At 61.0% G+C, this 12,180-nt stretch carries 10 protein-coding genes; 2 read left to right on the forward strand and 8 right to left on the reverse strand.

Translation table 11 applies throughout. The features are described 5' to 3' along the window. Positions 1 to 132: 132 nt before the first annotated feature. From adeC to M5B43_RS07905, 3 genes are read right to left on the reverse strand one after another with little or no spacing between them, the layout of a single operon-like run. Positions 133 to 1,590: an AdeC/AdeK/OprM family multidrug efflux complex outer membrane factor gene (gene adeC, locus M5B43_RS07895; RefSeq protein ID WP_248749564.1), complete on the reverse strand. Its 1,458-nt coding sequence runs from the start codon at positions 1,588 to 1,590 to the stop codon at positions 133 to 135. After that, positions 1,587 to 4,748, reverse strand: a complete 3,162-nt coding sequence (locus tag M5B43_RS07900) for an efflux RND transporter permease subunit (protein ID WP_248749565.1) — start codon at positions 4,746 to 4,748, stop codon at positions 1,587 to 1,589. The genes adeC and M5B43_RS07900 overlap by 4 nt, the downstream gene beginning before the upstream one ends. A gap of 3 nt (positions 4,749 to 4,751) precedes the next feature. After that, positions 4,752 to 5,900 carry an efflux RND transporter periplasmic adaptor subunit gene (locus M5B43_RS07905; protein WP_248749566.1) on the reverse strand — a complete coding sequence of 383 codons (1,149 nt, stop codon included), beginning with the start codon at positions 5,898 to 5,900 and terminating at the stop codon, positions 4,752 to 4,754. 265 nt (positions 5,901 to 6,165) lie between these two features. On the opposite strand from M5B43_RS07905, the gene M5B43_RS07910 reads away from it, so the two are divergent. Further along, positions 6,166 to 6,798, forward strand: a complete 633-nt coding sequence (locus M5B43_RS07910; protein ID WP_248749567.1) for a TetR family transcriptional regulator — start codon at positions 6,166 to 6,168, stop codon at positions 6,796 to 6,798. 234 nt (positions 6,799 to 7,032) lie between these two features. On the opposite strand, the gene M5B43_RS07915 is transcribed toward M5B43_RS07910, so the two are convergent. The 3 genes from M5B43_RS07915 to M5B43_RS07925 are packed head-to-tail and all read right to left on the reverse strand — an operon-like array spanning position 7,033 to position 9,630. Continuing rightward, the gene (locus M5B43_RS07915; RefSeq protein ID WP_248749568.1) at positions 7,033 to 8,088 is read right to left on the reverse strand and encodes an alkene reductase; all 1,056 of its coding nucleotides are present in this window, start codon (positions 8,086 to 8,088) and stop codon (positions 7,033 to 7,035) included. A gap of 32 nt (positions 8,089 to 8,120) precedes the next feature. Then, positions 8,121 to 9,287, reverse strand: a complete 1,167-nt coding sequence (locus M5B43_RS07920; RefSeq protein WP_248749569.1) for an MFS transporter — start codon at positions 9,285 to 9,287, stop codon at positions 8,121 to 8,123. Positions 9,288 to 9,300: 13 nt separating this feature from the next. Continuing rightward, a complete protein-coding gene (locus M5B43_RS07925; RefSeq protein ID WP_248749570.1) occupies positions 9,301 to 9,630 on the reverse strand; it encodes a helix-turn-helix transcriptional regulator in 330 nt (109 codons plus the stop codon). A 154-nt stretch (positions 9,631 to 9,784) separates the two neighbouring features. Here M5B43_RS07925 and M5B43_RS07930 point away from each other — a divergent pair, with 154 nt between their 5' ends. Next, positions 9,785 to 10,369: an ACP phosphodiesterase gene (locus M5B43_RS07930; protein ID WP_248749571.1), complete on the forward strand. Its 585-nt coding sequence runs from the start codon at positions 9,785 to 9,787 to the stop codon at positions 10,367 to 10,369. A 107-nt stretch (positions 10,370 to 10,476) separates the two neighbouring features. Here M5B43_RS07930 and M5B43_RS07935 read toward each other — a convergent pair whose 3' ends face one another. Both M5B43_RS07935 and olsB read right to left on the reverse strand, forming a co-directional pair. After that, the gene (locus tag M5B43_RS07935; protein WP_248749572.1) at positions 10,477 to 11,268 is read right to left on the reverse strand and encodes a lysophospholipid acyltransferase family protein; all 792 of its coding nucleotides are present in this window, start codon (positions 11,266 to 11,268) and stop codon (positions 10,477 to 10,479) included. Further along, entirely contained in the window at positions 11,268 to 12,023 is a 756-nt protein-coding gene (gene olsB / locus M5B43_RS07940; protein WP_003189352.1) for an L-ornithine N(alpha)-acyltransferase, read from the reverse strand. The genes M5B43_RS07935 and olsB overlap by 1 nt, the downstream gene beginning before the upstream one ends. Positions 12,024 to 12,180: the final 157 nt, after the last annotated feature.

Below are 12,180 nucleotides of genomic sequence, written 5' to 3' on the forward strand. Positions count from 1 at the left end.
CTGTTACCAATTTTACCCTGAAAGGTTGAAGGGAAGGCAAGCCAGCCCCCATCGGCGACCCGCGGTGATGAATGAGAGGGCATAAAAAAACCGCTTCCGGTGAGGGAAGCGGTTTTATCTACGACAGTGCTGTCAGAACAACTTCAGTGCCGGTGCTTCTTCTTTCAGCGGCTCGTTCTTCGCAGTCTGCTCGCTCCAGCCACCACCGAGGGCCTTGTACAGGTTGACCTCGCTGGTCAGCTGCGCCAGGCGGTCGGTGATCAGCGATTGCTGGGCACTGAACAGTTGGCGCTGGGCGTCGAGGAAGGTCAGGTTGCTGTCGACACCAATGCGGTAGCGACGCTCGGCCAGGCGGTAGTAATCCTGGTTGGCGGCGACGAAGCCACGTTGGGCATCCAGTTGCTGCTTGTAGGTCTCACGCGCGGCGAGGCCGTCGGAGACTTCCTGGAAGCCGGTCTGGATCGCCTTCTCGTAGTTTGCCACGTTGATCTCTTTCTGGATCTTGGAGTAATCCAGGCTGGCGCGCAGGCTGCCGGCGTTGAAGATCGGGATGTTGATCTGCGGGGCGAACGACCAGGTGCCCGAACCGCCTTTGAACAGGCCGCCCAGGGTAGGGCTGGCGGTACCGGCGCTGGCGGTCAGGCTGATGCTCGGGAAGAACGCCGCACGGGCCGCGCCGATGTTGGCGTTGGCTGCCTTGAGGTTGTACTCGGCCTGCACAATGTCGGGACGACGTTGCAGCAGATCCGACGGCAACCCGGCCGGTACTTCGCTGAGCAGGTCATCCGACAGCGGCTTGCTGGCGATATTCGCCGGCAGGCCGGTGCCCAGCAGCAGGGTCAGGCTGTTTTCGTCCTGGGCCACCTGGCGGGTATAGCGCGCCAGAGCCACCCGGGCGTTTTCCACCGAGGTGCGTGCCTGGCTGAGGTCGAGGGCCGAGGCCACGCCGACTTCGTTGCTGCGCGAGGTGAGCTTGTAGCTCTGCTCGTACGCGCCCAAGGTGTCCTGGGTCAGCTTGAGCAGTTCCTTGTCGGCCTGCCAGGTCAGGTAGGCGTTGGCCACGCTGGCCACCAGGCTGATCTGGGTGCTGCGACGCGCTTCTTCGGTGGCGAAGTACTTCTGCAGCGCTTCTTCGCTCAGGCTACGTACGCGACCGAACAGGTCCAGCTCATAAGCGCTGATCCCGAGACCGGCCGAATATTGGCTGGAGATGGTTGATTCGCCGGTGCTCGACAGTTTGGCCGGGGTACGTGAACGGCTGCCGCTGCCCGTGGCCGAGACGGCCGGGAACAGGTCGGCGCGCTGGATCTGGTACTGCGCCGCATACGCGTCGATGTTCAGGGCCGCGACACGCAGGTCACGGTTGTTCACCAGCGCGGTCTGGATCAGCTGTTGCAGGGCAGGGTCATGGAAAAACTGCTTCCAGCCCTGCTCGGCAGCGGCCTGGCTCGGCGCCTGGGCCGACGAATACGCCGGCCCCTGCGGGAACTGGGCGGCCACCGGCGCTTCAGGGCGCTGGTAGTCAGGTATCAGTGAGCAGCCACTGAGCACGAATGCCGTGACGGCTAGGGAAAGTAGCGACTTGCTCATTGGCCAGCCTCTTTAGGAGTTTCAGTAGTGACCGTTTTTTTACGCTCGCCGGCGGCCGATACGGTCGCGTAGAACAATGGCACCCAGAAGATCGCCAGGACGGTGGCAGTGATCATACCGCCGATTACGCCGGTACCGATTGCATGCTGGCTACCCGAACCTGCGCCCGTGGACACAGCCAGTGGCAGAACGCCGAGCATGAACGCCATGGACGTCATGATGATCGGTCGCAGACGCATCCGGGACGCTTCGATAGCCGCCTCGACAATGCCTTTGCCTTGTTCATGCAGCTCTTTGGCGAATTCCACGATCAAGATGGCGTTTTTCGCCGCCAGGCCCACCGTTACCAGCAAGCCCACCTGGAAGAACACGTCGTTGGACAGGCCGCGCAGGCTGGTGGCGATCAGTGCACCGATCACGCCCAGGGGCACGACCAGAATCACGGCAATCGGGATCGACCAGCTTTCGTACAGGGCCGCCAGGCAGAGGAACACCACCAGCAGCGACAAGGCATACAACGCAGGTGCCTGGGAGCCGGACAGACGTTCTTCATACGACAGGCCGGTCCAGGAATAACCGATACCCGCCGGCAGGTTCTTGGCAATGCGTTCGACTTCCGCCATCGCGTCACCGGTACTGTAGCCCGGTGCCGGGGTACCGAGGATTTCCATCGCCGCTACACCGTTATACCGCGAGAGCTTCGGCGAGCCGTAGATCCACTTGCCCGACGAGATGGCCGACAATGGCACCATCTTCCCGGAGGTGCTGCGCACGTACCACTTGTCCAGGTCTTCCGGAGACATCCGGCTGGCGGCATCGCCCTGCACATACACTTTCTTCACCCGACCACGGTCGATGAAGTCGTTGACGTAGCTGCCACCCAAGGCAATGGCCAGGGTCTGCTGGATTTCCGACAGGCTGATACCCTGGGCACTGGCCTTCTCGTCGTCGACGGTCATCTCGTACTGCGGCTCATCGTTCACGCCGTTCGGACGCACGCCCGCCAGGATCTTGCTTTGTGCTGCCGCCCCCAGGAACTGGTTACGTGCAGCCATCAGTTTGTCGTGGCCGACGCCGCCCTGGTCTTGCAGGAACACGTCGAAACCGGTGGCGTTACCCAGCTCCAGCACCGAAGGCGGCACGATGGCATATACCATGGCGTCCTTGAAGGCTCCGAAGAAGTAACCCTGGGCCCGCTTGGCCACTTCAAACACCGACTGGGTCGCATCACGCTCGCCCCATGGCTTGAGCATCACGAACGCGAGGCCCGAACTCTGGCCACGGCCGGCGAAGTTGAAGCCGTTCACGGTAAAGACCGACTTCACGGCCTTGCCTTCGCCCGGTTCACCTTCCTTGTCGTTCAGCAGGAAGGCGCGCATATCGTCGATGACGGTTTGCGTACGTTCAGCCGAAGAACCTACCGGTGTCTGCACCTGGGCAAAGATCACACCCTGGTCTTCCTCGGGCAGGAATGCGCTCGGAATACGGGTGAACATCCAGATCATGCCGGCCAGGATCAGCGCATAGACCAGGAACGCTGGCAGCTTGTGCTTGATCATGTTGCCGACACCGCGTTCGTACTTCAGCACGGCACTGTCGAAGGTGCGGTTGAACCAGCCGAAGAAGCCGCGCTTGGGCTGGCCGTGTTTTTCCGGATCGATCGGCTTGAGCATGGTGGCGCACAAGGCCGGGGTGAAGATCAGGGCAACCAGTACCGACAGCGCCATCGCCGAAACAATGGTGATGGAGAACTGTTTGTAGATCACACCGGTAGAGCCGCCGAAGAACGCCATCGGCAGCAGTACCGCCGACAGTACCAGGGCAATACCCACCAGGGCGCCCTGGATCTGGGCCATGGATTTGACCGTCGCTTCTTTCGGCGACAAGTGTTCCTCGGCCATTACCCGCTCGACGTTCTCCACCACGACGATGGCATCGTCCACCAGCAAGCCGATGGCCAGGATCATGCCGAACATGGTCAGGGTGTTGATGGTGAAGCCGAACGCGGCGAGGATGCCGAAAGTACCCAGCAGTACCACCGGTACGGTCATGGTGGTGATGATGGTGGCGCGGAAGTTCTGCAGGAACAGGAACATCACCAGGAACACCAGCACGATCGCTTCGACCAGGGTGTCAACCACACCGGAGATCGACTCGGTCACCACTGGGGTGGTGTCATACGGCACCACCGCCTTCATGCCAGGCGGGAAGAACGGTTCCAGGGACGCCACGGTGGCGCGGATGGCCTTGCCGGTGTCCAGGGCGTTAGCACCGGCCGCCAGCTTGATGGCCATGCCGGAGGCCGGCTTGCCGTTGAACTGCGCACTGATGCTGTAGTTCTGGCCGCCCAGTTCGATACGGGCAATGTCGCCCAGGCGAACTTGCGAACCGTCGGCATTCACCTTCATCAGGATCTTGGCGAACTCGTCAGCGCTTTGCAGGCGCGTCTTGCCGATGATGGTGGCGTTCAGTTGGGTGCCGGGCAGGGCAGGCAGGCCACCCAGTTGACCGGTGGCCACCTGGACGTTCTGGGCCTGGATGGCGCTGCTGACATCCACCGGCGTGAGCTGGTAGTTGTTCAGCTTGGCCGGGTCGAGCCAGATACGCATGGCGTACTGCGAACCGAACACCTGGAAGTCACCCACACCGGCGGTCCGGGAGATCGGGTCCTGGATGTTGGAAACGATGTAGTTGGACAGGTCATCCTTGGTCATGCTGCCGTCTTCCGACACCAGACCGATGACCATCAGGAAGTTCTTCACCGACTTGGTCACGCGGATACCCTGCTGCTGCACTTCTTGCGGCAGCAGTGGGGTCGCCAGGTTCAGCTTGTTCTGCACTTGAACCTGGGCGATGTCCGGGTTGGTACCCTGGTTGAACGTCGCGGTGATGGTCATGCTGCCGTCGGAGTTACTGTCCGAGGCGACATAACGCAGGTTGTCGATACCGTTGAGCTGTTGCTCGATGACCTGTACCACGGTGTCCTGCACGGTTTGTGCAGACGCGCCTGGGTAGGTCACCTGGATATCAATGGCGGTTGGCGCAATGGCCGGGTACTGGTTGATGGGCAACTTCAGGATCGACAGTGCCCCGACCAGCATGATCACCAGGGCAATTACCCAGGCGAAAATGGGACGGTCGATAAAAAATTTCGACATGGATTACTCCCCCTGGCCAGCAGCAGCGGCAGGAGCAGCAGCGGAACCGGCGGGTTTAGCGTTGTCAGCGTCCTTGACCTTGACCTCGATGCCCGGCTTGATGAACTGCAGGCCCTCGGTAATCACGCGGTCACCGGCGTCCAGGCCTTTTTCCACCAGCCAGTAGGCGCCGGCAGTGCGGTTGGCAACCAGGACGCGTTGCTCGACCTTGTTGTCCTTGTTCACGATCAGCGCAGTCGGAATGCCCTTGAGGTCACGGGTCACGCCTTGTTGCGGAGCCAGGATGGCCTTGCTGTTCACGCCGGCTTGCAGCTGGGCGTGCACGAACATGCCCGGCAGCAGGGTGTGGTCAGGGTTCGGGAACACGGCGCGCAGGGTCACGGAACCGGTGGTCTGGTCGACCGACACTTCGGAGAACTCCAGCTTGCCTTCCTGGGTGTACGGGGTGCCGTCTTCCAGGGTCAACTTGACCTTGGCTGCGTTATCGCCGGCTTTCTGCAGTTGGCCGCTTTCCAGGTCACGGCGCAGTTTCAGCATTTCAGCCGAAGACTGCGTGACGTCGACGTAGATCGGGTCCAGTTGCTGGATCACGGCCATGGCATCCGCCTGGCCATTGCTGACCAGTGCGCCTTCGGTCACCGAAGAACGGCCAATACGCCCGGAGATCGGTGCGAACACTTTGGTGTAGCGCACGTTGATCTGGGCGGTTTGTACGTTTGCTTCTGCGGTCATGCGGTTGGCGACGGCGGTGTCGTATTCCTGACGGCTGACGGCTTGTTCATCGACCAACTGCTTGTAGCGGTCAGTGATGGACTTGGTCTGGGTCAGGCTGGCTTGTGCGCTCTTCAGGGTGGCGTCATACACCGACGGGTCGATCTGGTAGAGCTGTTGCCCTTCCTTCACGTCGCCGCCTTCCTTGAACAGGCGCTTGAGAATGATGCCGTTCACCTGAGGCCGGACTTCCGCGATGCGGTAGGCCGTGGTGCGGCCTGGCAGCTCGGTGGTCAGGGTAAAGGCTTGCGGTTGAAGGGTGACCACGCCGACCTGAGGGGTTTGAGCGGGCGGAGCCGCTTCTTCCTTTTTACATCCGCTGAGCAGCGATGCCAGGGCGACGGCAGTGACCAGAGCGGTAACAGCTGGCTTAAGTTGCATGAAGATCCTCGGGTCAGGCGCGCAGAATGCGCACAAGAAGTGTGGAAGGGTAAAAAACAAGCTGTGAGTAGATAAGTAGCTTGCTACGCAATATACTTACGTTCATGGTTGTTTGTAAACTCTTGACAGGCTTCGCGGATTGTTGACAAAGCAGCTGCCAAAGCCTCGATTTTAGTACGTTCGGCGCCCATGACGGTGTCGTCCCACAATTATTCAGATGATGGTCAAGCACCATCCACAGTGTCTTGATTGAGGTTTTACTGCCATGGTTCGTCGCACCAAAGAGGAAGCTCAGGAAACGCGCAGCCAGATTCTCCAAGCCGCCGAGCAAGCCTTCTATGAGCGTGGCGTCGCGCGGACCACCCTGGCGGACATCGCCACGTTGGCCGGTGTGACGCGCGGTGCTATCTACTGGCATTTCAGCAATAAGTCCGATCTGTTGCAGGCATTGCTCGACACGCTGCACGAACCCCTGGATGAACTGGCGCGGGCGAGTGAAAGCGAAGATGAAGTCGACCCGCTGGGCTGCATGCGAAAGTTGCTTATCCATCTGTTCCATCAAGTAGCCCTGGACCCGAAAACTCGGCGCATCAACGAGATTCTGTTTCATAAGTGCGAGTTCACCGATGAAATGTGCGACATGCGTCGTCAGCGCCAGGCCCACAGCCTGGAATGCAACCTGCGCATCGGCCTGACCTTGCGTAACGCAGTTCATCGCGGGCAACTGCCGGAAAACCTCGACACCACCCGTGCTGCGGTATGTGTGCATGCCTACATCAACGGGCTGATGGGGCAGTGGTTGCTGGTACCCGACAGTTTCCAACTGCATCAGGAGGCTGAACGCTGGGTTGATGCCGGGCTGGACATGCTGCGCCTGAGCCCTAGCCTACGCAATTAAGACAAAATGCGTAATTGCATCCAGTTGTGTCAACAGTAAAGACGCGAGACAGTTGATCGTCTACTCGCCTGATGGGTGGGGTGACTTTATATACGGGCTGACGGGCGGTTGATAGGTAGCCGCCTAAGTATTTTGTAGCGATATTGTTGCAAGGCTGTGAAAGAGTGTTTCCCAGCGCCTATGAAAAAGCCCCGGTTCCTGCGAGCCGGGGCTTTTTCGTTTCAGCGTCTTACGTCAAATGGCCAGCGTCGGGTAGTCGATGTAACCCACGGGGCCTTTGCCATAGAAGGTTTCCGGGTGCGCTTGGTTCAGCGGCGCGTCGGCCTTCAAGCGAGCCGGCAGGTCCGGGTTGGCAATGAACGGTACGCCAAAGGCCACGGCATCTGCCTTGCCCGCAGCCAGCCAGGCATTGGCGCTGTCCTTGGTGAAGCGTTCGTTGGCAATGTACGGGCCGCCGAAGGCTTTTTTCAGTTGTGGGCCAAGGCTGTCCGCACCTTCTTTTTCACGGGAGCAGATGAAGGCGATGCCACGCTTGCCCAGCTCGCTGGCGACGTAGGTGAAGGTTTCCGCCAGGTTGGCGTCGCCCATGTCATGGGAGTCGGCGCGCGGTGCCAAGTGCACACCCACACGGCCGGCGCCCCAGACTTCGATGGCGGCGTCGGTCACTTCCAGCAGCAGGCGGGCACGGTTTTCCAGGGAGCCGCCGTAGTTGTCGGTACGCTGGTTGGTACTGCTTTGCAGGAACTGGTCAAGCAGATAGCCGTTGGCGCCGTGGATTTCCACGCCGTCAAAGCCGGCAGCCTTGGCGTTTTCCGCCCCCACACGGTAGGCGTCGACGATGTCGGCGATTTCAGCGGTTTCCAGGGCGCGCGGGGTTGGGTAGTCGGCCAGTGGGCGCACCAGGCTGACGTGGCCTTTAGGTTGGATCGCGCTCGGGGCCACTGGGGTTTCGCCGTCCAGATAGGACTCGTGGGAGATCCGGCCGACGTGCCACAGTTGCAGGAAGATCTTGCCGCCCGCGCTGTGCACGGCCTTGGTAATGTTGGCCCAGCCGCGCACCTGGTCGTTGGACCAGATGCCCGGGGTGTCCGGGTAGCCCACGCCCATTGGCGTCACGGAGGTGGCTTCGCTGAGGATCAGCCCGGCGGAAGCGCGTTGCACGTAGTACTCGGCCATCAGCGCGTTGGGCACGCGACCGGCATCAGCGCGGCAACGGGTCAGCGGCGCCATGATGATGCGGTTGGACAATTCCAGGTCGCCCAGTTTGATCGGATCGAAAATAGTCGTCATGGGAAAACACCTTTCTCTATTAAGTGGGTTGATCAGTGGGTCGCAGGGGCCAGGTCGGCATCGCCGCTCTGACGGAAAGTCACCAGGGTCACCAGCAGGGCAAGGATCGCCAGCGCCGCTGCCGCCAGAGGCACGCTGGCCAAGCCGAAGCCGTGGGCAATCACGCTGCCGCCGACCCAGGCGCCGAGGGCATTACCGATGTTGAAGGCGCCGATGTTCAGGGTGGACACCAGGTTGGGGGCCGCCTTGCCGAAGGTCACCACGTTGATTTGCAGTGCCGGTACGGCGGCGAACGAGGCGGTGGCCCACAGGAACAGGGTGATTTGCGTCGGGATCAGCGCGACGCTGGTCCAGGCCAGGGCAGTGGAAACCACCGCCATGCTGATGAACACGCCGATCAGCGTGGCTGCCAGGCGTTTGTCCGCCAGCTTGCCGCCGATGATGTTGCCCACGGTCAGGCCCAGGCCGATCAATAGCAGCGTCCACGTCACGCCTTTGGGTGATACGCCAGTGACGTCGCCGAGCAGCGGAGCAACATAGGTAAAGAGGGTGAACATGGAGGCGGCGAACAAGGCCGTCATGGTCAGCGATAACCAGATGCCCGCCCCTTTGAGGGCCGCCAGTTCGGCACGCATGTCGAGCTGTTCTTCATCACGCCTGGCCGGCAGGAAGCGGATCAGGCCGATCAACGCGATCACGCCAATCACGGTCACTGCCCAGAAGGTCGAACGCCAGCCGGCTTCCTGGCCTAGAGCAGTACCGAGTGGCACGCCGAGTACGTTGGCCAGGGTCAACCCGGTGAACATCAGGGCCACGGCCGATGCGCGTTTGTTAGCCGGTACCAGGTTGGCCGCTACCACCGAACCAATCCCAAAGAACGCACCGTGGCACAGCGCGGTGACCACACGGGCAAACATCAGCACGTTGTAGTCGCTGGCCAGGGCGCAGAGCAGGTTGCCGATAATAAAGATGCCCATCAACGCTACCAGGGCGGCCTTGCGTGGCAGCTTGGCGGTGGCCAGCGCCATGAACGGCGCACCGATCGCCACGCCCAAGGCGTAGCCGGTGACCAGCCAGCCGGCGCCGGGAATCGACACGCCCAGGTCCGCTGCCACATCGGGCAGCAAGCCCATGATGACGAACTCGGTGGTGCCGATGGCGAAGGCGCTCAGGGCCAGTATGAGTAGCGAGAGGGGCATTTGCGTGTCCTTGTTACAGCGGCGGTTCGCTGATGTCTGGTTTGAGCTCGGTGATGAGCGCATCGAGGAACGCTTGGATGGTTTCCTCATTGCGTTTGAAAAAGTGCCACTGCCCGGCCTTCTGGCTGCTGATCAGGCCCGCCCGTTGCAAGGTGGCCAGGTGGGCCGACACGGTCGACTGGGACAAGCCACAGCGCTGGTCGATCTGGCCGGCACAGATGCCGTATTCGTGGTTGTGCAGTTGCTCGGGGAATTGCACTTTCGGATCTTTCAGCCAGGTGAGGATGTCTCGTCGTACTGGGTGCGCCAGGGCTTTTATTATTTCGTCGAGGTCGATGGACATGGCAGGTGCTCGGTGTCGTAAAGCGTTATATCGCGATGAGGCGAACTTTAAATCGGTATATCCCGATATACAAATATGATTTTGCTCTTAAGCCAGGCTAATTCGGTATATCGGGTTATAACGATACGTTGATGGCAGTGTTAGACTGCGCGCCATGAATTATCTCGCACATCTGCACCTGGGCGGCCAACTTCCTGCGCAACTGCTGGGTAGCCTCTATGGCGACTTCGTCAAAGGCCGTCTGCAAGGCCAGTTCAGCCCGCCAATAGAAGCGGCGATCCAGCTGCATCGTTCGATCGACCGCTTTACCGACAGTCACCCGTTGGTAGGCGAGGCGTTGTCACGCTTTAGCCTGACCCGTCGGCGCTATGCGGGGATTGTCCTCGATGTGTTTTTCGATCACTGCCTGGCACGTGATTGGGCGCAGTATGCCGACCAGCCGCTGGAGCAGTTCACCTCGCAGGTGTACCGCGTGCTGGCGGCCGAGCCGCAATTACCGGGACGCCTGGCGCAGATTGCGCCGTATATGGCCGCGGATGATTGGCTGGGCTCCTACCGTGAGTTTGCGGTGATGGAGCAGGTGCTGCGCGGGATTTCGCGGCGGCTGACTGACCCGGAGGCACTCGGGTTTGCGATGCATGAGTTGCGCGAGCTTTATGAGCCGTTAAGTGAAGATTTCCGACTCTTCTATCCCGAATTGCAGAGGTTCGCGCAAATCCAACTGATCACCGAGATCTAAATGTGGGAGGGAGCTTGCTCCCGATTGCGGTGTGTCAGTCACGGTCTATGTTGACTGAACCACTGCTATCGGGAGCAAGCCCCCTCCCACATTTGAGCGTGCCCGTTTTATGCCGCGAACGCAGGTCGAGCAGCCACTTGCTCAGCTTCCGGCACCGGACCAAACAACGCCTTCTGCACCGCCTGCTGCGCCTGGAACGCCAATGCCGCACGCTCTTGCCCGGCGCAGGCAATCGGCTTGAGTACATGGATTTCCACATCGCCCTGGTCATTGCCGAACAGGCGCATCAGGTGCGACAGCAAATCGTCATCGCCAATAAACGGTGCCAGCGGGTCGACCTGCCCCTTGCGCAAGTAACGAATCGCCACCGGTTGCAGCGACACATCCGCATCAATTGCACTGGCCAGCAAGCGTCCGTGGAAGGTACGCAGGCTGCGCCCGTCGGTGGTGGTGCCTTCGGGAAACATCAGCAACGGGTGCTGTTGTTCCAGGTGGCGAGTCATCTGTTTGCGGATCAGTTGGCTGTCGCCCGAACCGCGGCGAATAAACAGGCTGCCGGCCTTCGCCGCCAACCAGCCAGCCACTGGCCAGGTGCGTACTTCGGCCTTGGACAGAAACGACATCGGCGCCACAGCCCCCAGCAGCGGGATATCGGTCCAGGACACGTGATTGCTCACCCACAGCATGGGCGTTTGCGGCAGCTCACCGTGCACGGTCACGCGAAAGGGCAGGGCATTGGTCAGCCGCGCCATGAAAAACCGCGACCAGCGCTGGCGCCGCACCATTGAATTGGCGATCCCCAGGCGTTCAAACACGCCAAACACACTGGCCATGCTCAACCCCAGCGCCACCACCAGCAGCACGCGGGCGATCCGCCCGTACACGCGCAGGCGGCTCATCACATCGCCGCCTTGAAGTGGCGGGCGTAACGCGGGCACAGCTCATCGCGCTTGAGCAGGATGAACACGTCGGCCACCTGGAAATCCTCATCCCAGCACGGCTCGCCGCAGATCTTCGCGCCCAGGCGCATGTAAGCCTTGAGCAGTGGCGGCATCTCGGCGATCACGTTGGACGGCAGGTCCAGCGCCGGCAGCGGCTTTTTCGGTTCGGCGCGCAGGTGTTCGTTGCACAGGTAGCGTTCGCGCAGGCGCTGCATGATCGCGTGGGCCTGGATGCCGCCATCGTGCATCGGGATGCTGGCGCAGCCCATCAGGTAGCTGTAGCCGCCCTGGTTGAGGACCTCGGCCAACTCGCCCCACAACACCGCGATGGTGCCGCCGTTGCGGTAGGCCGGGTCGACGCAGGTGCGGCCGATTTCCAGGATCGGACCCTGCAAGTGCAGCAGGCCATGCAGGCTGAATTCTTCTTCACTGTAGAACCGGCCCAAGGTGCTGGCGGCCTGATGGTCGAGCAACCGGGTGGTGGCGACGAGTCGACCGCTGTTCAAATCCCGCACGCCGATATGGCTGCAGTGAACATCATAGTCATCCATGTCCAGACCCAGTTCCGCGCCTTTCAGCTTGGCGTTGAACTCGCCGCTGAACACGTTGAACCGCAGGGCCTGGGCTTCCTGCAATGCCTGTGCGCCTACCAGGCGTTCGGCTTGCAGACGGCGTTCATTGCCTTTGTCGCTGATGCGGGCGATCTGAGTCATAGCGAGTCTCCGGGTGCCGGCCAGGTTGCGGCCAGTCGACTTTGTTGTCCAAAGTCAGGCTATGTAGCCTCGGTGTCAGCTCCATGAACTTCCGGTGACGGTTGGGTGACAGTCGTTTTGATACGAATCGAGCCTATTCGGGAATAGACAACGCTAT

The sequence above is a fragment of the Pseudomonas sp. MWU15-20650 genome, assembly GCF_023242475.1.
Taxonomy (GTDB): Bacteria; Pseudomonadota; Gammaproteobacteria; order Pseudomonadales; family Pseudomonadaceae; genus Aquipseudomonas.